A 26,761-nucleotide genomic window follows, 5' to 3' on the forward strand; every position below is an offset into this window, starting at 1 on the left:
CGCTCGCCGCGGTTGGGCCGCGGCGAAAATGGCGCCTGCCCGGCGCCCGCTGAACACCTGTCTGGGTGTGCGGGCGCCTTGATGTGCTTCAGCGCTGCTTGCGCACCGCCACGGCTGCGGTGACCGCGCCGCACAGCACGAACAACGCCAGGCTCCAGAAGGCGTAGGGCACGCCCAGCAGGTTCACGGCCGCATCGGCGCAAGACGCCATCGGCGCGAACACCGACGGTGCCAGGTCAAACAGACCCAGTGCTGACAGGATGCGGTCCGCCAGCGTCAGGTTGCAGGAGTTGCTGGAGGCGGCCACGAAGTGTTGCCACAGCGCACTCGCCACCCCGCTGGCTGCGAACAAGGTGGCCAGCGCGGCCAGCGCGCGACGCGCGGTGCCGCGCGGCAGCAGCGCCGCCAGCCAGGCCAGCGCGCCCACCACCAGGAAGATCAGCCGTTGCAGCGTGCACCACGGGCAGGGCAGCATGTCGAAGTGGTACTGGGAGACCAGCGCGGCCCCCACGGCGCCAAAACACGCGGCGCCCACGGCCCACAGCGGCCAACGACGATCCTGCCGCGACATCATGCGGCGACTTCGGCGATCAGCTCGATCTCGACGCAGGCGCCCATCGGGATCTGGGCCACGCCGAATGCCGAGCGCGCATGGGCGCCCACCGTCGGGCCAAACACCTCGCCCAGCAGCTCGGAGCAGCCATTGGTGACCAGGTGCTGCTCAGTGAAGGTGGCGGTGCTGTTGACCAGGCTCATCACCTTGACGATGCGGGTGATGCGGTCCAGGTCGCCCACGGCGGCTTGCAGCGTGCCCATCAGGTCGATGGCGATGGCGCGGGCGGCGGCCTTGCCTTCTTCCGTGGTGGTCGTCAGGCCGAGCTGACCGACCCAGGGCTTGCCGTCCTTCTTGGCGATGTGGCCAGACAGGAACACCAGCTGACCCGTCTGGACGAACGGCACGTATGCGGCGGCCGGGATGGCCACGGGAGGCAACTCGATGCCCAGAGCCTTCAGGCGTGCAGCGACAGACATGGGGATACTCCGATGAAAAAATACAAGGTCGGGCATCCTACACTGGGGCATGCACGGCACGCGCAGTTGGGCCCAGGGATGGGTGGTGGCCGGCATGGCGCTGTTCTGGCTGGCCGGCATGGCGCTGCAACTGCAGCAGGCGGAGGTGCGCCCCGGCGCGCCCTGGTTGGCAGCGGGCTTGCTGGCCGTCTTCGCCCTGGCTTCGGCATGGTGGTGGCGCAGGCAGCCTGCCGCCAGCGCGGTGCTGGTGTTCGCGGCCTTGCTGCTGCTGGGCTGGTTGCAGGCTGATGTGCGGGCCGCCTGGCGTTTGGCGGATCGCTTGCCTGCTTCGCTCGAAGGGCAGGATCTGGTGCTGTGGGGCCGCGTCAGCGGTTTGCCCCAACCGGATGCGCAAGGCGTGCGTTTTCAGGTGGCGGTGCTGGGCCGTTGCGGTGCTGATGGGGCCTGTCGAGAGGACAAGCAACTGCCCGGCACCGTGTCGCTCAGCTGGTCGGTGTCGACGCGCGACGATGCGGTCATCGCCCCGGTGCCGCCCGCTGTGCAGGCCGGTGATGTGTGGCGCTGGCCCGTCCGCCTGAAGCGTCCGCATGGCAGCTTGAACCCGGTCGGTTTTGATGCCGAGCTGTGGATGTTCGAGCAGGGCATTGGCGCCAGTGGCGGTGTGCGTACGGGCGCCCCGACCGACCCCGTGTTGCTGGCCCGCGCCCGCTGGTGGCATCCGGGTGATCAACTGGATGCCTGGCGCCAGCGTCTGCGTGATCGGCTGCTGACCCAGGCCGGGCCGCCTGCCATGGCCGGGCTGCTGGCGGCGCTCGCGGTGGGCGATCAGTCGGCCATCGACGCGCCGCACTGGGACATCTACCGGCAGACCGGCATCGCGCACCTGGTCAGCATCAGCGGCATCCACATCACCTTGTTCGCCTGGCTGGCCGCGGGCGCCGTGGGCTGGGCGTGGCGGCGCAGTGCGGGGCTGTGCCACCGCTGGCCGGCGGTCTGGGCGGGCCGTTGGGCGGGGGTGCTGGCGGCCACGGGCTACTCATTGCTGGCGGGTTGGGGTGTGCCAGCCCAACGCACGGTGGGCATGTTGCTGCTGGTGGCGGTGTTCCGGCAGGGCGGTGTGCATTGGCCGCCCACGCTGGTGTTGCTGGTGACGGCGGCTGTGGTGGCCGGGCTCGACCCCTGGGCCTTGTTGCAGGCGGGGTTCTGGTTGTCGTTTGCGGCGGTGTCCTTGTTGATGCTGTCGGGTGATGACAGCGAGCGTCGCGAGCCGGCGCCTGAAGGTGTCTGGCCACGAGCAAGACAGGCCCTGCGGGCGGGCCTGCATGCGCAGTGGGTGGCCACGCTGGGCCTGGCACCGTTGGGCATCCTCATCTTCCAGCAGGTCAGCCTGGTGGGGCTGCTGGCCAATCTGGTGGCGGTGCCGCTGGTGAGTTTTGTCGTGATGCCGCTGTCGCTGGCGGGCCTGGTGTGGTCGCCTTGCTGGCAACTGGCGGCCTGGTTTGTCGGGCCCCTGAATGCCTGGCTGCACTGGCTCACGATCTGGCCCTGGGTGGTGGCGGTAGTGCCTGTGGCGCCTGTGTGGGCCCAAGGCGCGGCCGTGCTGAGCAGTGGCTTGATGTTGATGCGATTGCCGTGGCGTTGGCGGCTGCTGGCGGTGCCCCTGTTGGTGCCTCTGATTCATCCTGCCGTACGGATGCCGCATGAGGGCCAGTTCGAGTTGATCGCGGCTGACGTGGGGCAGGGCAGTGCCGTGCTGGTGCGCACCCGCCACCACGCCTTGCTGCACGACACCGGTCCGCTGCAGGGGGCTGACAGTGATGCGGGTCAGCGCATCCTGCTGCCGCTGCTGCGCGGGCTGGGTGTGGCTGCGCTGGACGAGTTGACGTTGTCCCATCGCGATACCGACCATGTGGGCGGCGCGGCGTCGGTGCTGAATCAGATGCTTACGCACCGGATGCGCACCACGCTGACGGCTTCACACGCGCTGCGTCAGCGCGGCCTGCCGCATGAAGACTGCGCAGCCGGTCAGCGCTGGCAGTGGGATGGTGTCGAGTTCGAAGTGCTGCACCCGCCGCCCGGCGCCGACCGGGCCGACAGGCATCCCAATGCCATCAGTTGCGTGCTGCGCGTCACGGCCGCCAACGGCTTCAGCGCGCTGCTGACCGGCGACATCGAGGCGCCGCAGGAGCATGCGCTCGTGGTGCAGTACGGCACTGCACTGCACAGCGATGTGTTGCTCGTGCCACACCACGGCAGCCGCACCTCGTCCACACCTGAATTCCTTGACGCCGTCTCGCCGAAATGGTCGGTGCTTCAGCTAGGCTATAGAAACCGCTTTGGCCATCCACACCCGGCGGTGATGACCCGACTTGAAGCATTGCGCTTCACCGTGGTGCGAACTGATGAGTGTGGAGGCTGGGTATGGCGCGAAACGGGTGCATCATGCACTCGTGATGTGCGGCGCCGCTACTGGCACTGGCAGCCCTTGCAGGGTTTTCTCGGAGCTGGTGCGGAAGTTGCTGCAGTGGACTGGCAGGAGACCCGCTGATGAGACCTAGCTTCGACGAGATGCACGCTTCAGGCGCAGATGTGCGCGAGCACTACCGCACCTATGACCGCTGGCTGGCCCAGCAACCGCGCGACATGATGCGAGCGCGGCGCGATGAGGCGGAGATGATCTTCCGCCGTGTCGGCATCACCTTCGCGGTGTATGGCGACAAGGATTCCGGGGAAGGCACCGAACGCCTGATTCCGTTTGACCTGATACCGCGGGTCATTCCGGCGCATGAATGGCGCGACATGGAAAAGGGCCTGGCCCAGCGCGTCACGGCGCTGAACCGGTTCATCCACGACATCTATCACGACCAGGAGATCCTCAAGGCAGGCATCGTTCCGCGTGAGCAGATCATCAACAACGCGCAGTTCCGGCCCGAGATGATGGGCGTGGACGTGCCGCGCAACATCTACTCCCACATCGCCGGCGTCGACATCGTTCGCGCAGCCAACACCGACGGCAGCGGCAGCTACTACGTGCTGGAAGACAACCTGCGGGTGCCCAGCGGCGTGAGCTACATGCTGGAGAACCGCAAGATGATGATGCGGCTCTTCCCCGACCTGTTCGCCGAACACCGTGTGGCCCCCGTGGCGCACTACCCCGACCTGCTGCTGGAAACCCTGCGCAGCGTGGCCCCGGGCGGCGTGAACGAGCCCACCGTGGTGGTGCTCACGCCGGGCATGTACAACTCGGCGTACTTCGAGCATGCGTTCCTGGCGCAGCAGATGGGCGTCGAACTGGTTGAAGGCCAGGACTTGTTCGTCAAGGACAACTTCGTCTTCATGCGCACCACGCAGGGCCCGAAGCGCGTCGACGTGATCTACCGTCGCCTCGACGATGACTTCCTCGACCCCACCGTGTTCCGCAAGGATTCCACCCTGGGTTGCGCGGGTCTGGTGGCCGCGTACAAGGCCGGCAACGTCACCTTGTCCAACGGCATCGGCACCGGCATCGCCGACGACAAGTCGATCTATCCGTACGTGCCGAAGATGGTCGAGTTCTACCTCGGTGAAAAGCCGATCCTGAACAACGTGCCGACCCACCTCTGCCGTGATCCGGAAGACCTCAAGTACGTGCTCGACAACCTGTCGGAGCTGGTCGTGAAGGAAGTGCACGGCGCCGGCGGCTACGGCATGCTGGTTGGCCCGGCGGCCACGAAACAGGAGATCGCCGACTTCCGCGAATACCTGATCGCCAACCCGAGCAACTACATCGCCCAGCCGACGCTGAGCCTGTCCACCTGCCCGACGTTCGTGGAATCCGGCATTGCGCCGCGCCACATCGATCTGCGGCCCTTCGTGCTGTCAGGTGCCGAGGTGCAGATGGTGCCCGGTGGCCTCACGCGCGTGGCCTTGAAGGAAGGCTCGCTGGTCGTCAACAGCAGCCAGGGAGGCGGCACCAAGGACACCTGGGTGCTGGAAGACTGAGATGGGAAGCTCAACGATGCTGTCAAGAACCGCCGACCACTTGTTCTGGATGGCCCGCTACATGGAGCGGGCCGAGAACACCGCCCGCATGCTGGACGTGAATGTCCAGACCGACCTGCTGCCGCAATCCGCCGCGGTGGCTGAGCTTGGCTGGCGCGGGCTGCTGTCGATTTCCGAGCTGACGCAGGATTACCAGGCCCGCTACGGCGCGGTCAGTGCCCGCCAGGTGCTCGACTTCATGGTGCGCGATGAGCGCAATCCGTCGTCCATCCTGTGCTGCCTGCGCGCAGCCCGTGAAAACGCGCGCGCCGTGCGCGGCACGCTCACCACCGAAGTCTGGGAAACCACCAACCAGACCTGGCTGGAGTTCAACCGCCTGCTGGCTGACGGCCTGCTGGCGCGTGATCCTTCGGCGTTCTTCGAATGGGTGAAGTTCCGCTCGCACCTGTCGCGGGGCGTGACCGTGGGCACGATGCTGCAGGACGAAGCCTTCCACTTCATCCGCATTGGCTCCTTCCTCGAGCGCGCCGACAACACGGCCCGCTTGTTGGACGTGAAGTTCCATGCGGTGGAAAGTGATTTCTACGGTGCCGCCAGCGAGCGGGATGCCGAGTACGACTTCTATCACTGGTCGGCCATCCTGCGCTCGGTCTCGGGCTTCGAGATCTACCGCAAGGTCTACCGCAACGTCATCCAGCCGGACAAGGTGGCCGAGCTGCTGATCCTGCGGCCGGACATGCCGCGTTCGCTGGCGCACTGCATCAGCAAGGTGCACGGCAACCTGCGTCTGGTGGCCAACGAGCAGTCGTCCAACACCCAGCGCATGGCGGGCCGCCTGCGAGCTGATCTGGATTACGCCCGCATCGACGAAATCCTGGCGACGGGGCTGCATGCCTACCTGACCCAGTTTCTGGACCGTGTCGGCGACCTCGGGGCAGGCATCAGCCGCGACTTCCTCGTGCCGGCGTCCTGAGCCTGTTGACCAACGACCTGCTGCCCACCTTGCCATGACCCAGTCATGCAGCGGTGGCAGTCTGGGTGTCCGGCACGCCTTGACGGCTTGCCGGCCCTCCCTCGAAGCCGCTTGAAGGAACTGCCTTGTCCATCCACGTTGCACTCAAGCACGTCACGCACTACCGCTATGACCGCCGCGTGGCCTTGTCGCCCCAGGTGGTGCGTCTGCGTCCTGCGCCCCACGCACGCACGCCGGTGCTGTCGTACTCGCTGACGGTCGAGCCCACCGGCCACTTCGTCAACTGGCAACAAGACCCGTTCTCGAATTACATGGCGCGGCTGGTCTTCCCCGAGAAGACCACCGAGTTCAAGGTCACGGTCGATCTGGTGGCCGAGATGTCGGTCTACAACCCGTTCGACTTCTTCCTGGAGCCGGGCGCCGAAACTTTCCCCTTCGATTACGACGCCGAACTGAAGGCCGAGCTGGCGCCGTACCTGGTGCCGGATGCGGTCACGCCGGAAGTGGCGCGCTACCTCGCTGCCGTGCCGCGTGAGGAGACCCGCACCATCGATTTCCTGGTGGGTCTGAACCAGCGGCTTCAGAACGACATTTCCTACCTGATCCGCATGGAGCCGGGTGTGCAGACGCCCGAGGAAACGCTGACCAAGCGCAGCGGTTCCTGCCGTGATTCTGGCTGGCTGCTGGTGCAGCTGTTCCGCCACCTCGGCCTGGCGGCCCGCTTCGTGTCGGGCTACCTGATCCAGCTCGCGCCTGACCAGAAGGCCCTCGACGGCCCGAGCGGCACCGAAGTCGACTTCACCGACCTGCATGCCTGGTGCGAAGTTTTCCTGCCGGGCGCCGGCTGGATCGGCCTGGACCCGACGTCAGGCCTGCTGGCCGGCGAGGGTCACATTCCGCTGGCCTGCACGCCGCAGCCCAGCAGCGCGGCGCCCATCAGCGGCGCTGTGGACGAGTCTGAGGTGACCTTCGGCCACGAGATGAGCGTGACGCGCATCTTCGAATCGCCCCGCGTGACGCGCCCTTACCGCGAAGACCAATGGGCTGACGTGCTGGCCCTGGGCCAAGTGGTGGACGCTGAACTGGAAGCGGGCGACGTGCGCCTGACCATGGGCGGCGAGCCGACGTTTGTCTCGGTGGACGACCGCGACGGCGCCGAGTGGAACACCGACGCACTCGGCCCGACCAAGCGCCTGTACGCCCAAGACTTGGTGCAGCGCCTGCGTGCTGAATACGGCCAGGGCGGCTTCCTGCATTTCGGCCAGGGCAAGTGGTACCCGGGCGAGCAACTGCCGCGCTGGGCGCTGTCGATCTTCTGGCGCGAAGACGGCCAACCGTGCTGGCATGACCCGTCGCTGTTCGCCGACGAGCGTGACCAGCTTCAGTACACCAGCGCCGACGCTCGCCGCTTCATCGACACACTGAGCAGCCGCCTGGGCCTGCCTACTGACTACGTCCAGCCGGGCTTCGAGGACACCTGGTACTGGCTGTGGCGCGAGCGCCGCCTGCCCATCAACGTCGACCCGTTTGATGCCCGCCTTGATGACGAACTGGAGCGCAGTCGTCTGCGCCGCGTGTTCGACCAGGGGCTGGAGCATGAGGTGGGTTATGTGCTGCCCATCAAGCCGGCCGAAGGCCCGGCAGTGGCTGGTGCGCGCTGGCAAACCGGCCCGTGGTTCTTCCGTGATGAGCGCATGTACCTGATCCCCGGCGATTCGCCGATGGGGTATCGCCTGCCGCTCGACTCGCTGCCGTGGGTGTCTTCGGGGGATTACCCGTTCCACCATGAGCATGATCCGTTTGCGCCGCGTGATGCGCTGCCGGCGAGTGCGACCTTGCGCACCCAGTCCGCCCTTGGCGGCACGGCAGGCCACGGCCTGGCAGGCGGCTTCGCCGAAGGTGGTGTCGTGGCGGTGCCTGGTGGCGCTGACGGCCTGGGGCAGTCGGGCGACCTGACCAATGATGCAGGGCATGCGGGCGCGGCAACCGCCAGTCTGGCTGGCAACGCATCGGCCAACGGCAACCACACCGCGTACAACACTGCCAACAGCACCACGCCGCTGAACCAGCGCCCCGAGCGCTTTGACAGCGCCCACTGGATCACCCGCACGGCGCTGTGCGTGGAAGTGCGTGACCCGCGCCGCGCCAACGGCCCGAAGGCCGAGAAGGTGGGGCAGGCCACGGGCGTGCTCTACATCTTCATGCCGCCGCTGCAACGGCTGGAAGACTATCTCGAGCTGCTCAGCGCGATCGAGGCGACCTCGGCCACGCTGGGCATCAAGGTGGTGCTGGAAGGCTATCCGCCACCACGTGACCACCGCCTGAAGATGCTGCAGGTCACGCCGGATCCGGGCGTCATCGAGGTCAACATCCACCCGGCGCACAACTGGGGTGAACTGGTGGCGCACACCGAGTTCCTCTACAACGCAGCCTGGCTGTCGCGCCTGTCGACCGAGAAGTTCATGCTCGACGGCCGGCACACCGGCACCGGTGGCGGCAACCACTTCGTGATGGGGGGCGCCACGCCAGCGGATTCGCCGTTCCTGCGTCGCCCTGACTTGCTCGGCTCCTTGCTGCGCTACTGGCACAACCACCCCAGCCTGAGCTACCTGTTCAGCGGCATGTTCATCGGCCCGACCAGCCAGGCGCCGCGGGTCGACGAGGCCCGCAATGACCAGCTCCGTGAGCTCGAGATCGCGCTGGGCGAGATCGACCGGAACATGGCGATTCACGGGCAGCACATGCCGCCGTGGCTGGTTGATCGCACGCTGCGCAATGTGCTGGTGGACGTCACCGGCAACACGCACCGCAGCGAGTTCTGCATCGACAAGCTGTACTCGCCCGACTCGTCCACCGGCCGCCTGGGCCTGCTCGAGTTGCGGGCCTTCGAGATGCCGCCGCATGCCCGCATGAGCATCGTGCAGCAGCTGCTGCTGCGCTCGCTCATCGCGCGCTTCTGGAAGACGCCTTACCGCGCGCCGCTGGTGCGCTGGGGCACCGAGCTGCACGACCGCTTCCTGCTGCCAACCTTCGTGCAGATGGACTTCGACGATGTGATGCAGGACATGCAGCGCGCGGGCTACGCCTTCGAGGCCGACTGGTTCGCGCCGCACATCGAGTTCCGCTTCCCGAAGGTGGGGGAGCTGACTTCGTCGGGTGTGCACATGACGCTGCGCAACGCGCTCGAGCCCTGGCATGTGATGGGTGAAGAGGGCTCGGCCGGCGGCACGGTGCGCTACGTTGATTCGTCGCTGGAGCGGCTGGAAATCCACGTCACCGGCTTCATCGATGCACGGCACCGCATCACCGTGAACGGCGTGCCGGTGCCGATGCAACCCACGGGGCGCGTTGGCGAGTACGTGGCTGGTGTGCGCTACCGGGCCTGGACGGCACCGTCGTCGCTGCACCCCACCATCGGGGCGCACGCGCCGCTCACGATCGATCTGGTGGATACCTGGAACCAGCACGCGCTGGGCGGCTGCCAGTACCACGTGGCGCATCCGGGCGGTCGCAACTACGTGACTTTCCCGGTGAATGCCTACGAGGCACAAAGCCGGCGCCTGGCGCGGTTCTTCCCGATGAACCACACGCCGGGGGCGATGGTGGTGGGCGAGCCGCAGCGGAGCCTGGAGTTCCCGTTCACGCTGGACCTGCGCCGTGCGGGGCGTTGACAACAACTGCCACGCAATGCGCAAAGTGTGAAACAACACCATGCTGGACGGGCAGCTCCCAATGCCTGGCGCACCTGCGGCAAGGCATGATGCCGACATGTCCCAGCAAACCAGTCTCCTGCCCGATGATGAACTGCCCGACCCAGTGGCCCTGGCCCTGGGGGCGGCGCAGCGCGGCAGCGACGGACATCACGACGAGTTGCTGGGCCGGCTGAGCGTGGCGGGCGCACCGAAAGGCGCGCTCAGCCCCTTGTGGCAGCGCTTCTTCACGGCCAACGGTGCCGATGGCTGGCAAGACCTCGGCGCGCGTTCACAGCGCCTGCAGCGCCGTGTGCAGGACGACGGCGCCACCTACAACGTGTTCGACGACGGTGGGCAGACCGCGCGCGCCTGGCCGCTCGAATTGCTGCCCATGCTGGTGGACGCCCGCGAATGGAGCGTCATCGAGCGGGGCGTGCAGCAACGTGCGCGGCTGCTGAATGCCGTGCTGAGTGATGTCTACGGTGAGCGCACGCTGCTCGACAAGGGCCTGCTGCCCCCGTCGCTGGTGCTGGGCCATCCGCAATACCTGCGGCCGATGCACGGCGTGAAGCCGGCGGGTGGCGTGCACCTGCATGTCGCCGCGTTTGACCTCGCCCGCGGCCCGGACGGCGGCTGGTGGGTGGTCGGCCAGCGCACCCAGGCGCCGTCGGGCCTGGGTTACCTGCTGGAAAACCGGCTGATCGTGGCCCAGCAGTTCCCGGAGGCCTTCCGTGACCTGCGCATCCAGCGCGTGGCCTCGGCCTTCCAGAGCCTGATGCAGGGCCTGATGCGCCTGAGCCCGGCGGGTGAACGCTCGCGGGTGGTGTTGCTCACGCCGGGGCCGCACAACGAAACCTACTTCGAGCAGGTCTTCCTGGCCCGCTACCTGGGCCTGACGCTGGTCGAAGGCGGCGATCTCACCGTTCGCGCCAACCGCGTCTTCCTGAAAACGCTGCATGGTCTGGAGCCGGTCCACGTGATCCTCCGCCGTGTTGACGACGACTACCTCGACCCCCTCGAGCTGCGTGCTGATTCGGCGCTGGGTGTGCCCGGCTTGCTGCAAGCCCTGCGAGCCGGCACAGTGGTGATGGCCAATGCGCCTGGCGCTGGCTGGCTGGAGAGCCCCGGTCTGGCCGCGTTCTGGCCGGCCGTCTCGCGAGCGCTCATCGGACAGGAACTCAGCCTGCCGGCCACCACCAGCTGGTGGTGCGGCGAAGAGGCCGTGTGGCGCGCCCACCAGGGGCGTCTGGACGACTATGTGGTGGCCCCGACCTTCCCCGGCAGCGAGACCACGACGAGTTTCGCTCCGTCGGTGGTCGGCAGCTTGCGTCCGGTTGAGCGGGCAGCGCTGCGTGGCCGCATCGAGACCGATCCCGCCGCGCACACCTTGCAGGCGCGTGTGCGCCCCTCCGAAATGCCGGTCTGGAGCGACGGGCAACTGCAGCCACGCCCGGCCGTGATGCGCGTGTTCGCCCTGGCCGATGGCCTTGGTGGCTGGCGTGTGTTGCCGGGTGGATTGACGCGTGTGGCCTCCCGACGCGACGCCGCGCATGACCCCTGGCTGTCGATGCAGCGCGGCAGTGCCAGTGCTGACACCTGGGTGCTGACTGATGGCGCGGTGGACACCACCAGCCTGCTGCCCAAGCCGCTGAGTGCGGATGACCTGCAAGGTTGGCACCGCAGTGTCACCAGCCGCGCCGCTGAAAATCTCTTCTGGCTGGGCCGCTACACCGAGCGCGCCGAGAACACGGTGCGTCTGGCCCGTGTGACGCTTGAATCGCTGACGGGCTCGATGCTGACCGGTGCGTCGCCCGAGGTGCTGCAGGTGCTTGACCACCTGGCCCGGCGCCACGGCCTGGTGGGGGCGGGTGTGCCGTCGCCCGAGCAATCATTGCGCGTGTTCGAGCGCTCGCTGGTGCATGCGCTGGGTGATGCCCGCGGCGCCAGCAGCGTGGCCTGGAACCTGAGTGCGCTCAAGGCCAACGCGCAGGCCCTGCGTGAGCGCCTGTCGCAAGAGCACTGGAAGCTGATCCACGAAGTGGGCGACCATTTCCAGCACCATCTGCAGGCGGCCTTGAAGGCCAGTGCCGCCGAGCCGTTGTCGGATGTGCTGGGCGTGCTTGGCCGCGCGGCCACGCACCTGGCCGCCATCACCGGCGCCCAAACGGACCGCATGACCCGCGACGACGGCTGGCGCCTGATGAGCGTGGGGCGCCAGATCGAGCGGCTCGACTTCCTGTCGCATGCGCTGGCCACCGGCTTCGAGCACGGCCTGCAACGCAAGGACGACGGCTTTGCGCTGCTGCTGGCCCTGTTCGATTCCACGATCACCTACCGCGCGCAGTTCCAGGCCCGGCGTGAAGTGCCGCCGCTGCTGCACCTGCTGGTGCACGACACCGACAACCCGCGCTCCCTGGCCTGGGTGGCGCGCACGATGCACGACCGTTTCCTGAAGCTGGCCCGCCATCAGCCGGAATGGGCGAAGGCGCTGGCTGCCAACCTGCCTCGGCCGGAGGCCTGGTCATTGGCTGACCTGAGCACGCCCGACGACAGCGGCGAGCACGGACTGCTGCTGCAGCACCTGCATGACTGCAGCAGCCAGGCGCTGCAGCTGTCCGAGGGCTTGGGCCGCCAGCTGTTCTCTCACGTGGGCCCGGTGGATCGTCTGGTGTGGCAATGAGCGAAGAGATCGATGTGGACGGCGCCCCTGGGGCCGCTGTCGGTGGCGCCGTTGAGCCGGCAGCCCTGCCGCCGGTTCGCTGGCTGAAGGTGGTGCACGACACCTGCTACGACTACGGCGCGCCGGTGGAACTGGCCCAGCATGTGGCCTATCTGGCACCGCGCAGCACCGGCTGCCAGACCGTGCGCGACTGGCGCCTGCAGATCGACCCGCCGCCCGACGAGTGGGGTTTGCCGGAGTCGGCCACCGCGCCCAGCACGCTGCCGCCAGACGGCGCCGTGCCTCCCGGCCAGATCAGTCTGGACCCCTGGGGCAATGCACGGCTCGCCTTCAGCCATTCCCGGGTACACGAACGCCTGCTGGTGCGCTCCACCTTCGAGGCTGGTCTTCACGCACCGGCGCCGATCGACGTGACGGACAGCCCCGCCTGGGAGACCGTGGCCGAAGACCTGCGATACCACGCCGGGCTGGTGCACTCCGAGGCGGTGGAGTTCACCCTGCCATCCACCTTCGCACCCAGGTCACCCGCGCTGGCCGCCTTTGGCCGGCAGGCCTTCAAGCCGGGCGTGACGCTGGCCGCCGGCGCGCTGGCGCTGATGGCCCTGATCCACGACCGGTTTGAGTACAAGCCGCAATCCACCTCGGTGGCCACCCGCGCCACGGACGCGCTGGCGCTGGGCTACGGCGTCTGCCAGGATTTTGCGCATGTGCTGATAGGCGCCTGCCGATCACTGGGCCTGGCCGCGCGCTACGTCAGCGGCTATCTGCTGACCCAACCGCCGCCAGGCCAGCCTCGCCTGGTCGGGGCGGATGCCTCGCATGCCTGGGCGCAGGTGTGGTGCCCGGTGCAGGGCTGGCTCTCGCTGGACCCCACGAACCGGGTGCCCGCTGGTGACAGCCATGTCACCCTGGGTTGGGGGCGCGACTATGCCGACGTGGCACCGCTGCGCGGCGTGATCCGCGGTGGCGGACGGGCGCAGCCGCATGTGGCGGTGACCGTGGTGCCGCTGGAGGAGGCCGATCTGCTCGAAGCGCAGCCGGTCGAAAACGCCTCGGTCGAGGCGGTTGGCGCCGAGTTGCTACCTGCCGATGCATTGCCCGTCGAAGGGCCTGCCGAAGACTGACGCCAGGCGTCAAGCCTTGGCGTCAGGGCATGGACAGTGCGGGCCGTGTGCGGCAGCAACACCGCAACATAGCCCGCAACCGTCCGTCCATCACATGCCCGCGTAGTTCGGACCGCCGCCGCCTTCCGGCGTCACCCAGACGATGTTCTGCGTCGGGTCCTTGATGTCGCAGGTCTTGCAATGCACGCAGTTCTGCGCATTGATCACCAGCTGGTCCGCGCCGTCCTTGTTGACGAACTCGTACACGCCTGCCGGGCAGTAGCGTGATTCCGGGCCGGCGAACTTGGCCAGGTTGATGCGCACTGGCACCGACGCATCTTTCAGCTTCAGGTGGGCCGGCTGGTTTTCCTCGTGGTTGGTGTTGCTGATGAACACCGAGGAGAGGCGGTCAAACGTCAGCTTGCCATCGGGCTTGGGGTAGGTGATCTGCGCGCATTCGGCCGCCGGCTTCAGGGCCAGGTGGTCAGGGGCGGTGCGATGGATCGTCCACGGCGGCGACTTCATGCCCAGGCGCGGCAGCACCCAGTGCTCGATGCCGGTCATCAGCATGCCAACGTACATGCCCTTCTTGAACCACTGCTTGAAGTTCTTCGAGCGGTCCAGTTCCGACTTCAGCCAGCTGGCTTCGAAGCCGCTGCTGTAGGCCGTCAGCTCGTCCTGGGCGCGCTCGGCACTCAGGGCTTCCAGAGCGGCTTCTGCCACCAGCATGCCGGTCTTGATGGCGGCATGGCTGCCCTTGATGCGTGCGGCGTTCAGGGTGCCGGCGTCGCAGCCCACGAGGGCGCCACCGGGGAAGGTCAGCTTGGGCAGGCTGAGGATGCCGCCGGCCGTGATGGCGCGGGCGCCATAGCCGATGCGCTTGCCGCCTTCGATGTGCTTGCGGATCGACGGGTGGGTCTTCCAGCGCTGCATCTCCTCGAACGGGCTCAGCCACGGGTTCTTGTAGTCGAGGCCGACCACGTAGCCCAGCGTCACCTTGTTGCCTTCGAGGTGGTACAGGAAGCCGCCACCGTAGGTCTGCGTGTCCATCGGCCAGCCGGCGGTGTGCACCACCAGGCCCGGCTTGGCCTGCTCGGCCGGCACTTCCCACAGCTCCTTGATGCCGATGGCATAGCTCTGCGGGTCCTTGCCTTCATCGAGCTTGAACTTGGCGATCAGCTGCTTGCCCAGATGGCCGCGCGCGCCTTCGGCAAAGATCGTGTACTTGCCCAGCAGGGCCATGCCCAGCTGGAAACCGCCGTGCGGCAGGCCATCCTTGCCGATGCCCTGGTTGCCGGTGGCAACACCCGTCACGCGGCCTTGCTCGTCATACAGCACTTCGGCCGCGGTGAAGCCGGGGAAGATTTCCACGCCCAGGGCTTCGGCCTGCTCGCCCAGCCACTTGGTGACGGCACCCAGGCTGATGACGTAATTGCCGTCGTTGTGGAAGCAGTCCGGGATGATCGGCGAGCTCATCGCGCCGGTTTCGCTCAGCACCAGCAGTTCGTCGCCGGTGACGGGCTGGTTCAGGGGCGCGCCGCGTTCCTTCCAGTCGGGGAAGAGTTCGGTCAGCGCGATCGGGTCCATCACCGCGCCGCTCAGGATGTGCGCGCCGGGCTCGGAGCCCTTTTCCAGCACCACCACATTCACCTCGGAGCCCTTGGCTGCCGCCAGCTGTTTCAGCCGGATGGCGCATGACAGGCCGGCCGGGCCGCCACCGACGATCACCACGTCGTATTCCATGGATTCGCGGGGGCCGTACTGGGCGAGCAACTCGTCGTTGGTCATGAGCGTGTGTTCCGGTTGGAGTCTGGATGGGCAGCCGGGTGGGGAGGGCCCGGCCAGATATTTCTGTGCGCGATTCTAGCGAAGTGCAGACCAAAAAAGCACGACCGTACTATTTATGGATGCGCCGCTCCAATCCGCCGGACACAAAGCGCAAATTGCGCGGTTGCTGTCGCGCTGATTGCCATATCCATCCGGGTTGTCCCCGTTTAGCATGACCTGCGGACTGACCATGATCAGGCCGAAAGGGGTCAATGATGCTTGGCATGGTGTTCACTGAGCTGATGGAGATGGTCGAGGAACGCTTTTCTCCGGAGGTGGCTGACGTCATTCTGCAGAAAGCCGCGCCTGAACACGGCGGGGCCTACACCGCGGTGGGCTATTACGGCCACGGCGAGATCGTGGCGCTGGTGGTGGCCCTGTCCGAGGTCACTGGGGTGCCGGTCCCTGACCTGGTCCAGGCTTTCGGTGAGCACCTCATGGGCCGCTTCACGCAGCTCTACCCGCAGATGTTCACGAAGCACAGCCAGCTGTTCGACTTTCTCGCGTCGATCGAGCCCTACATCCACGTGGAGGTGCGCAAGCTCTACAGCAATGCGCGGCTTCCGACCTTCGAGGTCTTGAGCCGCAGTGGCTCGCAGATGCACCTGTTGTATTCGTCACCCCGCAAAATGGAGTCTCTGGCCCTGGGTCTGCTGCTTGGCGCTGCCCGGCATTTCGGCCAGCCCGTGCAGGTGACGTCCGAGGCCGGGCAAGGCTCGGACGGGCAGGCCGGTACCGTGTTCATCATCGACCTTCAGCCTGCATGAACGCTGGCTTGCCTCCTGCGGCCAACGCCGCCCACATCGAAGCGCTGGCCCTGATGCAGCGGCGCTTCGATCGTGAGCGCGCGGCACGCAAGGCGGCCGAGCAACTGCTGACCAGCAAGAGCCGGGAGCTGTTCGATGCGCTCCAGGTGGCGCAGGACTCTGAACACCGCCTGCAGATGGCCTTGTGGGCCAGCGGCGAAGGCATCTGGGACTGGTCGTCAGAGGACGGCGTGATGCGTGTCCGCGGCCTGGTGGTCGACGGACTGGAATTGCCCGCCTATGACATGGCCGGCAGGGAAGTGATCGAGCGCATCGAGCCGGAGGACCGCGAGGCGACGCTGCTGGCCTGGCGCCTGCACCTCTCGGGCACCCATGCCGACATCGACACGGCCTACCGCGTGCGTTTGAACAATGAAGTGCGCTGGGTGCGCATCCGTGGCCGCACCATGGCCAACCCGGTTGCCGGCATGCCCGTGCATGTGACGGGCACCATCAAGGACATCACGGTGCAACGCGCCGCTGAGGAGAGTCTGCACACGATGGCGCAGGCCTTTGCCAGCACCCACGATGCGCTGGCCGTGGTGGACGGGGCCTGGCGCGTGGTGGAGACCAATGAATCGATGCAGCGGCTGACGGGCTTGTCGCAGCAGGCCCTGCTGGGTTTCAACCTGCTGGAATTGATTGACCTGCCTGCGCTGGGCGACAGCGCACAGCGCATCGAGCGCCAGCTTGAATCAGCCGGCGGCATGATTCCCGTGGAGGTCACCGTCACGCCCGTGGGCGGTGAGACGCGGTGCGGCATCGTGGCCATGCGCGACATCCGTGAGCGCCGCCTGGCTGAAGAGCGCCTGGAGCGCATGGCGTTGCAGGATGCTCTGACAGCGCTGCCGAACCGCGCCGCGCTGGAGCAGCACCTGGCCCGGTGCGTGAAGGATCGACTGCGCACCGGCTTCGGCCTGCTGTTCCTGGACCTCGACGGCTTCAAGGGCGTGAACGACTCCTTCGGCCACGGCGAGGGGGATCAACTCCTGCGTGAGGTGTCCAGTCGCCTGCGCCAGGCCTTGCCGCAGGCCTTCATCGGCCGCTGGGGGGGCGACGAATTTGCCATCGTGCTGCCAGAGGGCACGGGCGATTTCCATATCCGCGAAGCCGCACAGTTGCTGATCGCCACCATGGCAATGCCATTCCGCGTGGGGTCGGAACATGAAATGCTGATCAGCCCGAGCATCGGTGCGGTGCGCTTCCCGGAAGACGGCGATGACGCGTCCACACTGCTGCGCAAGGCGGATGCCGCGATGTACCGGGCCAAGGACAGCGGAAAGAACTGCCTGCGCATCTTTGATCCGGCGATCGAGGAAGGGGCGGTGCGCCGCGTGAAGCTGCAGAGCCTGCTGCGGGTGGATGCCGAGCGCAACGCCTTCACGTTTGTGGCCCAGCCCAAGTTTGACCGTGCTGGGCGGCACACCAGCGCCGAGGTGCTGGTGCGCTGGAACACCCGTGAGTTTGGTGCCGTGTCCCCGGCCGAATTCATCCCGATTGCCGAGCAGAGCGGCACGATCGAACTGCTGGGCCGCCATGCGCTGCACATGGCCGCCCATCTGGCCAAGCAGGTGCAGGAGGTGGTGGGGCGCCCGCTGCCGATCGCCGTGAACCTGTCGCCGCGGCAACTGCGTTTCAGCGGCTTCGAGCGTCTGGCGGTGCACGCCTGCGAACGCATGGGCGTGCATCCCTCGCAGCTGGAGCTGGAGTTGACCGAATCAGCGCTGGCCTCGGACGCCGTGCTGCCGCTGCTGCAACGTCTGCGGCAACAGGGCTTCAGCTTGTCGCTTGATGACTTCGGCACGGGCTATTCGTCCTTGTCGCATCTGCTGCATCTGCCGTTCCAGAAGGTCAAGATCGACCGGGCCTTCGTGATGGACATGCAAGACAACCCGCGTGCCCGCGCCGTGATCCGCGGCACGCTGCAGATCTGCCGCGACCTGGGGCTGACCACCGTCGCCGAGGGCGTGGAGACCGAAGCGCAATTCCAGCTGCTGAGCGAGCTGGGTGTCGACGAGTTCCAGGGCTACCTGTTTGCCCGACCGATGCCGCCCGAGCAATGGCTGGCGCTGCTGGCCAAGGGCGGTGCCGACAAGGCCCTGCCGCGTTGAGCGCCGCACCGCACCAGGTGCGTGCTATCGTTTTGGGGTTGGTTTCACCATTGATTCCTGCCGTTCATCTGACCCAGGTGGTTGGACGAGCGGCGCTTACTTGACCGCGCATTCGCCGGCAGGCCCGGCCCTTTCTCCATGAGCTACAACATTGATCTGTCGGGCCGCGTTGCCCTGGTGACCGGGGCTTCCAGCGGCTTGGGAGCGCAGTTCGCACGCGTGCTCGCACGCTCTGGCGCTGCGGTGGTGCTGGCCGGTCGCCGCACCGAGCGCCTGAAGACGCTGCGCGCCGAAATTGAAGGCAACGGCGGCGACGCCCATGTGGTGGAGCTCGATGTCACCGACCACGACAGCATCAAGTCGGCCGTGGCCCACGCCGAAACCGAAACCGGCACGCTCGATATCCTGATCAACAACTCGGGTGTCAGCACCACGCAGAAACTGACCGACGTGTCGCCGGACGACTACGACTTCGTCATGGACACCAACACCAAGGGTGCGTTCTTCGTGGCCCAGGAAGTGGCCAAGCGCATGATCGCCCGCTCACGCGGTGCGGCGCCCGGCACCTTCACCGGTGGCCGCATCGTCAACATCGCCTCGATGGCCGGCCTGCGTCCGCTGAGCCAGATCGGCGTCTACGCCATGAGCAAGGCCGCGGTGGTGCACATGACGCGCGCCATGGCGCTGGAGTGGGGCCGCTACGGCATCAACGTGAACGCCATCTGCCCGGGCTACATCGACACCGAGATCAACCACCACCATTGGCAGACCGAAGGTGGCAAGAAGCTGGTGCAGATGCTGCCGCGCAAGCGCGTTGGTCAGCCGCAGGATCTGGACGCCGCCCTGATGATGCTGTGCGCCAATGAAAGCCACTTCATCAACGGCGCGGTCATCCAGGCCGACGACGGTTTTGGCGTTTGATGGCGGCCTGCTGGAGCGTTTGTCCATGACCGATGCGGTGCTGACTCCGCTGGAAGCGCGGGTGCTGGGTGTGCTGGTGGAAAAGCAGCACACGGTGCCCGACACGTATCCCTTGTCGCTGAACGCCCTGGTGGCCGGCTGCAACCAGAAGACCGCGCGCCAGCCGGTGATCGAAGCCACCGAGTCTGATGTCTTGGTGGCTGTCGACAGCCTGAAATACAAGCACCTGGTGAACACCGTGAGTGGCAGTCGCGTGGCGCGCTTCGACCACAACATGGGCCGGGTGCTGGGCGTGCCCGGGCAGTCGGTGGCGCTGCTGGCGACCTTGATGTTGCGCGGCCCCCAGACGGCTGCCGAGCTGCGACTCAACACCGAGCGCCTGCACCGCTTCGCGGATGTGTCCTCGGTCGAAGCCTTCCTGGACGAGCTCTCGACCAAGGAGCCGCACCGGGTGGTGAAGCTGGCACGTGCGCCGGGTGAGCGCGAGGCGCGCTGGGCGCATCTGCTGTGCGGCGAGCCGGTATTGCCGGCGGCCGGCGCAGGCAGGACCGACGGCTTTGTTGGCATGGCCGACGGTACAGGTACAGACGTGAGTGCGGGCGAGCTCGCGGCGGTGAAGGCCGAGCTGGCCCGCGTGAGCAGCGAGCTGGCCACCTTGCGCGCCGAGCTGGCAGCGTTCAAATCCGCGCTGGGTGTCGACTGATCCAGGAGGCGCTGCGCATGCGTTTTGACCTTCCCGAGGACAAGCGGCTGGTGCACACCATGGTCATCCCCATCCGCTGGGGCGACATGGACATGATGGGCCACGTCAACAACGCGATGTACTTCCGGTACATGGAGATCGCGCGGATCGAGTGGCTGCATGCCATCGGCGCGCGGCCCTACCCGAAGGGGCAGGGGCCGGTGATCGTGAATGCGTTCTGCAACTTCATCCACCAGCTCGAATATCCGGGCGACCTGCTGGTCCGGATGTATGTGTCCACCCCGGGCCGCTCCAGCTTTGACACCTGGCTGACCATGGCCCGCACCGACGCGCCGGACGTGGTGTGTGCCACCGGTGGCGCCACCACCGTGTGGCTGGATTTCCCGAGCGGGAAATCGGCGCCGATGCCCGATTGGCTGCGCAGCACCGTCAGCTGTTGAGGATGACCCACACCGCGAGTGCGGTGGCCCCGACGGTCAGCAACACCCCGTAGACGAACGAGAGCACCGTGGCGCGCCCCAGCGTGGGCCACCAGCCGCCGCCATACACGTTGCGCATGGCCCAGCACCCATAGGCCGGTATGGCCAGCAGCGGGCCGATGACCAGCGAATCAGGCAGGAGGTTCACCAGCAACAGGGCGATGAACCAGAAGCTGTGCAGGTGCAGGCTGAACACGAAGTGCTCGCCGTAGGCCATGCGCCGGCGCCAGTACGTCAATTGCAGGAGCCCGGCAAACAGCGGCAGCATCAGGAAGATGGCATAGGGGGCTGCCGCGACGATGCGCGGCTGCCAATCGATGTGCTCCGCATCGCCTTTCTGCGACTTGGTGATGAACTTGCCCACGGTCGTGTCCAGCCAGTTGCAGCTGCCCGGCTTTTCATAGCATGCGGTGTACGTGGCCATCGCGGCCCTTCGTGCCAGCGAGCGGGCAGAGCGTGGCTTCTCTTCGGGGCCGCTGGCCGCGCTGGCGCTCTGGGCTGCGGCGCTGGCGGCCTCCGCATTCACTTCAGGCGCTGCTTCCACCGCGACCTGCTGGACAACGTCCTCGGCTGGCGGTGCGTCATGCCCGCCGCTGGCTATCTTCACCACCAGGAAGAACACGAAGCTGGCGCTGAGGTACAGGCGCAGCGGCAGCACGTAGTGCTTGCGGCGGCCGTGGAAGTATTCGCGGGTGAGCTTGCCCGGGCGCAGCAGCAGGACGCCGAGCGAGCGCCACAGCGCACCCTCCAGCGCCACGTAGTGGGTGATGAACTCGTGCACGAACTCCCACAGCGTGGGTGGGTGCAGCACGGTGTCCTGGCCGCAGTGCGGGCAGAAGTTGGCCTCGGGCAGGGCGGTCAGGTCAGTGCCGCAATTGCGGCAGGCAGCAGGGCGGTGGTCAGCGTGGGTCACGGTCTGTTGCGGTGTGCGGTGTGCAGTGGGTTCATCCGGCAAGCAGGCGGTGTACCAGCTCCGGCGTTGTGCTGGCGCCCATCTTGCGCATCAGGCGTGCACGATACACGTCGACGGTGCGCGGGCTGATGTCGAGTTTGCGGCCGATCTGCTTGCTGGTGTCGCCTTCGATCAGCAGCGCGGCGATCTCGCGCTCGCGGCCGGTGAAATCCACCCGCAGCACGCGCTTGGCCGACAGGTCTTCAAAGCTCCAGATGCCGGCGGCGTGGGGGTCGGCCGGGTCCAGTGCGCGGCCCGACACATGGCACCAGAACAGCTCGCCGTTCATGCGCTTCATCACCCGGTCGTCGGCGTAGCGGCCGTCGGTGCCGAGGCTGGCGATGATGCGCTCGCCGGTGCGTTCGTATTCGGCGGCGCTGGGGTACATCACCTCGAAGGTCTGGCCGATGAGCTGATCCGCCTGGGCGTTGAACATGGCCAGCACCTGCTGGTTGCAATCCACCACCAGGCGGTTTCGTGACAGCACCAGCCCGATGGGGGCCCGGTCGAAAGCGGTTCTGTAGTCGAGGTCGATCATGCGTTGCTGGGTGTGGCCTTAGTCAATTTTACGTAACGACTACGTAATGCATTAGGTAGTACGCTTGCGGCCATCCGAACCAAGACGGAGGTCACCCCGAATGAACAAGGTTTTCCCGAGCGCCGCAGCGGCGCTGGACGGCATCGTGCACGACGGCCAGTTGCTGGCCGTGGGCGGTTTTGGCCTCTGCGGCATCCCGGAAGCGCTGATCGATGCGCTGCGCGACAGCGGCAAGAAGGACCTGACGGTCATTTCCAACAACGCCGGCGTTGACGGCTTCGGCCTCGGCAAGCTGCTGGCCACGCGCCAGATCAGCAAGATGATCGCCAGCTATGTGGGCGAGAACAAGGAGTTCGAGCGCCAGTACCTGGCGGGCGAGCTGCAACTCGAATTCACGCCCCAGGGCACGCTGGCCGAGAAGCTGCGTGCCGGTGGTGCGGGCATCCCGGCGTTCTTTACCAAGACCGGCGTGGGCACCATCGTGGCCGAAGGCAAGGAAACCCGTGAATTCGACGGCGTGACCTACGTGATGGAGCGCGCGCTGCTGCCCGAGGTGTCGCTGGTCAAGGCACTGCGTGCCGACAAGAGCGGCAACCTGCAGTTCCACCGCACCGCCCGCAACTTCAATCCGAATGTGGCGATGGCTGGCAAGCTCACCGTGGTGGAAGTCGAGGAGATCGTCGAGACCGGGGCGATTGACCCGGACGAAGTTCACCTCCCGGGCATCTTTGTGCACCGCATCGTGCTGAACACGACGCCGGAAAAGCGCATTGAGCAACGTACCGTTCGCAAGGCCTGAAGGAGAACACGCCATGGCATGGACCCGCGATGAAATGGCCGCCCGCGCCGCAAAGGAACTGCAGGACGGCTTTTATGTGAACCTGGGCATCGGCTTGCCGACCCTGGTGGCCAACCACGTGCCCGAGGGCATGGAGGTCTGGCTGCAAAGTGAAAACGGCCTGCTCGGCATCGGCCCGTTTCCGACCGAAGACGAAGTCGACCCCGACATGATCAATGCCGGCAAGCAGACGGTGACCACGCTGCCGGGCTCGTCGATCTTCAGCAGCGCTGACAGCTTCGGCATGATCCGCGCCGGCAAGATCAACATCGCCATCCTGGGCGCGATGCAGGTCAGCGCCAAGGGCGATCTGGCCAACTGGATGATCCCCGGCAAGATGGTCAAGGGCATGGGCGGCGCGATGGACCTGGTCGCCGGTGTGAAGCAGGTGGTGGTGTTGATGGAACACGTGGCCACCAAGAAGGACGGCAGCACCGACCTGAAAATCCTGCCGGAATGCACCTTGCCGCTGACCGGCCTGGGCGTGGTCGACCGCATCATCACCGACCTGTGCGTGCTGGATGTGACCTCCGACGGCCTGAAGCTGGCCGAGCTGGCGCCGGGCGTCAGCCGCGAGGAAGTGCAGCAGAAGACGGGTGTGCCGCTGCTCTGAGCACGCGCACCTTGATGAAGCCCATCCGGGTCGAAGCGGGCATCTGCTCCTTCGACCCGGTTTAGCATCTGGCGCATGCGCAAGCCTTTGCAAGCAGCCATTGCACGCTCACTCCACGGCTCTTCGCGGCCCGGTGGTGTGCGCAGCAAGCCGTTTGTGGCGGTTGCCTTGTTGGCTTCGTTGGTGTTGTCGACTGCGGTGGGCGGATGTGCCTTCTCGCCCGATGGCGGCGCGACTGCGCAGCCTGCCACCCTGTCGCCCGCTGAAGCACACACCGATTCCCGTACGGCGGTAGCGCCCGAAGCCGCCTCCGGCTTCCAGGCGCGCAAGCTCAGCCACCACACCCGATTCGCCGTGGCCGCTGCCAACCCGCTGGCGGCGGAGGCCGGCGCGCGCATGCTGCGCGAAGGCGGCTCGGCGCTGGACGCTGTGGTGGCCGTGCAGGCCGTGCTGGGGCTGGTGGAGCCGCAATCCAGTGGCATTGGCGGCGGCGCCTTTCTGCTGCATTGGGCTGGCAGCGACGTGGTGGCCTGGGACGGCCGGGAAACCGCGCCCGCCGCGGCCAGCCCGCGCCAGTTCCTGCAGCCCAACGGCCGGCCGATGAGCCTGGCCCAGGCCGTGCCGGGGGGCTTGTCGGTAGGCGTGCCGGGGGTGCTGGCCATGTTGCAGGCGGCGCACCGTGAGCACGGCGTGTTGCCCTGGGCCCGGCTGTTCGTGCCGGCCATCGAACTGGCCGAGCAGGGCTTTGCCGTGAGCCCGCGGCTGCATGCCCTGCTGGTTGATGTGACCGGGCTTCAGGCTGACAAGCAGGCCCGCGACCTGTTCTTTCGACCAATGGGCAACGGGAACTGGCGCCCCCTGGCCGTTGGTGAGCGCCTGCGCAACCCCGCATATGCCGCGGTGCTGCGCCGTGTGGCCCAAGAAGGGGCGGCGGCGTTCTACACCGGCCCGGTAGCCCGGGATGTGGTGCAGCGCGTTCGCACCGACCCTCGCCAGCCTGGAGCGCTGAGTGAAGCCGACTTGTCGGCCTACCAACCCAGGCGCCGGCAGGCTCTGTGCAACGAGGTGGCGCAGTGGCGCGTGTGCGGCATGCCGCCGCCCTCATCCGGCCACCTGGCCGTGATGCAGCTGGGCGGCTTGCTCGGTGCACTGCAAGGCACCGACTGGCCCCGCGGTGCAGCCCCGCTGCCCGATGAAGAGCTGGCCTTGCACCACTATCTGGAAGCGTCTCGGCTGGCCTTTGCCGACCGGGCGATGCATGTGGGCGACCCCGACTTCGTGGTACCACCCGCAGGGGGCTGGCTCAGCCTGCTCGACCCAAGCTACCTGCAGCAGCGCGCCCGCCTGATCGGCCCGCGCAGCATGGGCACGGCCAAGGCGGGGCAGCCTAGCGGTGTGCCGCTCGCCTGGGGGCAGGGCAGCGAGCAGCCCGAGCACGGCACCAGCCACATCAGCATCGTCGATGAGCAGGGCCGTGCGCTGGCCATGACCACCACCATCGAGGCCGGCTTTGGCGCGCGCTTGATGAGCGACGGCGGCACCGGACTGCCGGGTGGTTTCCTGCTGAACAACCAGCTGACCGACTTCAACTTCGAGCCCGCTGACGCGCAGGGTCGGCCGGTGGCCAACCGCCTGGAGCCCGGCAAGCGCCCTCGGTCGAGCATGAGCCCGACCCTGGTGTTCGATCGGGCCAGCGGCGCGCTGCGCATGAGCCTGGGCTCCCCCGGCGGCGCGGCCATCATCCACTTCACTGCCAAGACGCTGCTGGCCATGACCAGCGGCGGGCTGGACCCTCAAGCGGCCATCGACCTGCCCAACGTCGGCAGCTTCAACGGGCCGGTGTCGGTGCTGGAGCAGGGGCGGTTTTCGCCAGAGGTCATCGCGGCGCTTAAGGCCCGCGGCCATGTGGTGGTGCTCGATGAGCTGACCAGCGGCATCCAGGCCCTGCAGGCCGATACGCGGCAAGGTGGCTGGCTGGGTGGGGCTGATCCGCGGCGCGAAGGCACCGTGGTGGGGGACTGAGGCGCCGAGCCGCCTTGGACCAAGCCAGCACCGAGGGAAAGTCTGGAGGGCCGCAGCCCCGGTTGGCCTTGCGCCGGGGTGTGGTGACTTCTATGATTGACCGACCGGTCGGTTAAATAACTCGCCTGAGCACACTCAGCGTGTTGTTGCCCGGTGGGGCCTGTGCGTTCAGGCCTGCCGCACAGGGCGCCGAGCCGGCCCAATCCCCCGAGGAGTTCCCATGTCCGAGCCCCTGGTACTGGTTCACAACGATGGCGCTGTGCGCACCATCACCCTGAACCGGCCCGCCGCCCTGAACAGTTTCACCTCGCAGATGCACGCCGAGTTGCGTGCCGCGCTGGACGAAGCCGCCGCCGACACGCAGTGCCGCGCCGTGATCATCACCGGCGCTGGCCGGGGCTTCTGCGCCGGGCAAGACTTGAACGACAGCGGCATGCTGCCGGGCCCTGACGGCCGTGTCGACATCGGCGCCGTGATCGACGCCAACTACCGGCCGCTGGCCTTGAAGATCCGCGCGATGCCCGTGCCCGTGATCGCCGCCGTCAATGGCGTGGCGGCGGGGGCTGGCGCCAACTTCGCGCTGGGCTGCGACATGGTGGTAGCGGCGCGCTCGGCCAGCTTCATCCAGGCTTTCTCCAAGATCGGCTTGATTCCTGATTGCGGCGGCACCTGGCTGCTGCCGCGCCTGGTGGGCCGTGCCACGGCACTGGGCTTGGCCCTGACGGGCGACAAGCTGCCCGCCGAGCAAGCCCATCGGCTGGGTTTGATCTGGCAGGTGGTGGATGACACTGAGCTGCAGACCGAAGCCCGCGCCCTGGCGCAGCGCCTGGCGTCGATGCCGGTGAAGGCGCTGGCCGCCACGCGCCGTGCGCTGGACGCAGCCGCGCAGATGAGCATGGAGGACGCGCTCTCGCTGGAGGCCCGGATGCAGCGGGAACTGGGCCACGCGGCGGACTTCGGCGAGGGCGTGGCCGCTTTCCAGCAGAAGCGCAGCCCGAGCTTCACCGACCGCTGAGGCGCCACGCATGACCGATGCGCAGCAACCCACCGCAGGCTCCCAGGCCCTGGCCGAAGCCGTGCGCGACCACATGTGGGCCGCCGACACCGCCACCCGCACCCTGGGCATGCAGATCACCCACATCGGGCCCGGCAGCGCCGCGCTGTGCATGACGGTGCGTGCTGACATGCTCAACGGCCACGCCACCTGCCACGGCGGCTTCATCGCCACGCTGGCGGATTCGGCTTTTGCCTTCGCCTGCAACAGCTACAACGAAGTGACGGTGGCCTCCGGTTTCAGCATCGACCTGGTGGCGCCCGCCCGAGAAGGCGATGTGCTGACCGCCACGGCGAGTGAGCTCAACAAGGCTGGCCGTACCGGTGTGTACGACATCGACGTGCGCAACCAGCGCAATGAACGCATAGCCGCCTTCCGCGGCCGCTCCTACACCTTGAAGGGCAAGCCTGTGCTGCCCGAGCCTGTGAGGCCCTGA

Annotated in this window: 21 protein-coding genes; 16 read left to right on the top strand and 5 right to left on the bottom strand. The window is 67.1% G+C overall.

Annotated features, from left to right (window positions below):
* Positions 1 to 88: 88 nt before the first annotated feature.
* On the bottom strand, positions 89 to 574 hold the full coding sequence (locus tag AACH00_RS11305; protein WP_341399241.1) for a disulfide bond formation protein B: 486 nt from the start codon (positions 572 to 574) through the stop codon (positions 89 to 91).
* A complete protein-coding gene (locus AACH00_RS11310; RefSeq protein WP_341399242.1) occupies positions 571 to 1,032 on the bottom strand; it encodes a RidA family protein in 462 nt (153 codons plus the stop codon). The genes AACH00_RS11305 and AACH00_RS11310 overlap by 4 nt, the downstream gene beginning before the upstream one ends.
* A 49-nt stretch (positions 1,033 to 1,081) precedes the next feature.
* Between AACH00_RS11310 and AACH00_RS11315 the strand changes: the two genes are divergently transcribed.
* The 6 genes from AACH00_RS11315 to AACH00_RS11340 all read left to right on the top strand — a co-directional run bounded on the left by AACH00_RS11315 (position 1,082) and on the right by AACH00_RS11340 (position 13,482).
* Positions 1,082 to 3,580, top strand: coding sequence for a DNA internalization-related competence protein ComEC/Rec2 (locus tag AACH00_RS11315; RefSeq protein WP_341399243.1), 2,499 nt, complete (start codon positions 1,082 to 1,084; stop codon positions 3,578 to 3,580).
* Positions 3,580 to 5,013, top strand: coding sequence for a circularly permuted type 2 ATP-grasp protein (locus tag AACH00_RS11320; RefSeq protein ID WP_341399244.1), 1,434 nt, complete (start codon positions 3,580 to 3,582; stop codon positions 5,011 to 5,013). The genes AACH00_RS11315 and AACH00_RS11320 overlap by 1 nt, the downstream gene beginning before the upstream one ends.
* A 16-nt stretch (positions 5,014 to 5,029) precedes the next feature.
* On the top strand, positions 5,030 to 5,986 hold the full coding sequence (locus tag AACH00_RS11325) for an alpha-E domain-containing protein (RefSeq protein ID WP_341399245.1): 957 nt from the start codon (positions 5,030 to 5,032) through the stop codon (positions 5,984 to 5,986).
* 125 nt (positions 5,987 to 6,111) lie between these two features.
* Positions 6,112 to 9,657 (top strand): transglutaminase family protein, encoded by a 3,546-nt coding sequence (locus tag AACH00_RS11330; RefSeq protein ID WP_341399246.1) that lies wholly within the window; start codon positions 6,112 to 6,114, stop codon positions 9,655 to 9,657.
* A gap of 97 nt (positions 9,658 to 9,754) precedes the next feature.
* Positions 9,755 to 12,358 (top strand): circularly permuted type 2 ATP-grasp protein, encoded by a 2,604-nt coding sequence (locus AACH00_RS11335; protein WP_341399247.1) that lies wholly within the window; start codon positions 9,755 to 9,757, stop codon positions 12,356 to 12,358.
* Positions 12,355 to 13,482, top strand: coding sequence for a transglutaminase family protein (locus AACH00_RS11340; RefSeq protein WP_341399248.1), 1,128 nt, complete (start codon positions 12,355 to 12,357; stop codon positions 13,480 to 13,482). Before AACH00_RS11335 ends, AACH00_RS11340 begins: the two co-directional genes overlap by 4 nt.
* 90 nt (positions 13,483 to 13,572) lie before the next feature.
* On the opposite strand, the gene AACH00_RS11345 is transcribed toward AACH00_RS11340, so the two are convergent.
* Complete coding sequence (locus AACH00_RS11345) at positions 13,573 to 15,249, bottom strand: electron transfer flavoprotein-ubiquinone oxidoreductase (RefSeq protein WP_341399249.1); 1,677 nt, start codon at positions 15,247 to 15,249, stop codon at positions 13,573 to 13,575.
* Between the two features lie 263 nt (positions 15,250 to 15,512).
* On the opposite strand from AACH00_RS11345, the gene AACH00_RS11350 reads away from it, so the two are divergent.
* From AACH00_RS11350 to AACH00_RS11370, 5 genes are all read left to right on the top strand, one after another.
* On the top strand, positions 15,513 to 16,055 hold the full coding sequence (locus tag AACH00_RS11350; protein ID WP_341399250.1) for a heme NO-binding domain-containing protein: 543 nt from the start codon (positions 15,513 to 15,515) through the stop codon (positions 16,053 to 16,055).
* Positions 16,052 to 18,205 carry a putative bifunctional diguanylate cyclase/phosphodiesterase gene (locus AACH00_RS11355; protein WP_341399251.1) on the top strand — a complete coding sequence of 718 codons (2,154 nt, stop codon included), beginning with the start codon at positions 16,052 to 16,054 and terminating at the stop codon, positions 18,203 to 18,205. Before AACH00_RS11350 ends, AACH00_RS11355 begins: the two co-directional genes overlap by 4 nt.
* 138 nt (positions 18,206 to 18,343) lie before the next feature.
* On the top strand, positions 18,344 to 19,126 hold the full coding sequence (locus tag AACH00_RS11360) for an SDR family oxidoreductase (RefSeq protein WP_341399252.1): 783 nt from the start codon (positions 18,344 to 18,346) through the stop codon (positions 19,124 to 19,126).
* A 25-nt stretch (positions 19,127 to 19,151) separates the two neighbouring features.
* On the top strand, positions 19,152 to 19,829 hold the full coding sequence (locus AACH00_RS11365; RefSeq protein WP_341399253.1) for a YceH family protein: 678 nt from the start codon (positions 19,152 to 19,154) through the stop codon (positions 19,827 to 19,829).
* A 17-nt stretch (positions 19,830 to 19,846) separates the two neighbouring features.
* Positions 19,847 to 20,269 (top strand): acyl-CoA thioesterase, encoded by a 423-nt coding sequence (locus tag AACH00_RS11370; RefSeq protein ID WP_341399254.1) that lies wholly within the window; start codon positions 19,847 to 19,849, stop codon positions 20,267 to 20,269.
* Here AACH00_RS11370 and AACH00_RS11375 read toward each other — a convergent pair.
* Positions 20,259 to 21,221, bottom strand: coding sequence for a DUF3667 domain-containing protein (locus AACH00_RS11375; protein WP_341399255.1), 963 nt, complete (start codon positions 21,219 to 21,221; stop codon positions 20,259 to 20,261). The genes AACH00_RS11370 and AACH00_RS11375 overlap by 11 nt on opposite strands.
* 31 nt (positions 21,222 to 21,252) lie before the next feature.
* Positions 21,253 to 21,798, bottom strand: a complete 546-nt coding sequence (locus AACH00_RS11380) for a LuxR C-terminal-related transcriptional regulator (RefSeq protein ID WP_341399256.1) — start codon at positions 21,796 to 21,798, stop codon at positions 21,253 to 21,255.
* Between the two features lie 100 nt (positions 21,799 to 21,898).
* Between AACH00_RS11380 and AACH00_RS11385 the strand changes: the two genes are divergently transcribed.
* From AACH00_RS11385 to paaI, 5 genes are all read left to right on the top strand, one after another.
* Positions 21,899 to 22,597: a CoA transferase subunit A gene (locus tag AACH00_RS11385; RefSeq protein WP_341399257.1), complete on the top strand. Its 699-nt coding sequence runs from the start codon at positions 21,899 to 21,901 to the stop codon at positions 22,595 to 22,597.
* Positions 22,598 to 22,610: 13 nt separating this feature from the next.
* On the top strand, positions 22,611 to 23,249 hold the full coding sequence (locus tag AACH00_RS11390; protein ID WP_341399258.1) for a CoA transferase subunit B: 639 nt from the start codon (positions 22,611 to 22,613) through the stop codon (positions 23,247 to 23,249).
* 75 nt (positions 23,250 to 23,324) lie between these two features.
* Positions 23,325 to 25,271, top strand: coding sequence for a gamma-glutamyltransferase family protein (locus AACH00_RS11395; protein ID WP_341399259.1), 1,947 nt, complete (start codon positions 23,325 to 23,327; stop codon positions 25,269 to 25,271).
* A 220-nt stretch (positions 25,272 to 25,491) separates the two neighbouring features.
* On the top strand, positions 25,492 to 26,286 hold the full coding sequence (paaG, locus tag AACH00_RS11400) for a 2-(1,2-epoxy-1,2-dihydrophenyl)acetyl-CoA isomerase PaaG (protein ID WP_341399261.1): 795 nt from the start codon (positions 25,492 to 25,494) through the stop codon (positions 26,284 to 26,286).
* A gap of 10 nt (positions 26,287 to 26,296) precedes the next feature.
* On the top strand, positions 26,297 to 26,761 hold the full coding sequence (gene paaI, locus AACH00_RS11405) for a hydroxyphenylacetyl-CoA thioesterase PaaI (RefSeq protein WP_341399262.1): 465 nt from the start codon (positions 26,297 to 26,299) through the stop codon (positions 26,759 to 26,761).

Origin of the sequence: Ideonella margarita (genome assembly GCF_038066635.1) — a bacterium.
Classification (GTDB): Bacteria; Pseudomonadota; Gammaproteobacteria; order Burkholderiales; family Burkholderiaceae_C; genus Ideonella; species Ideonella margarita.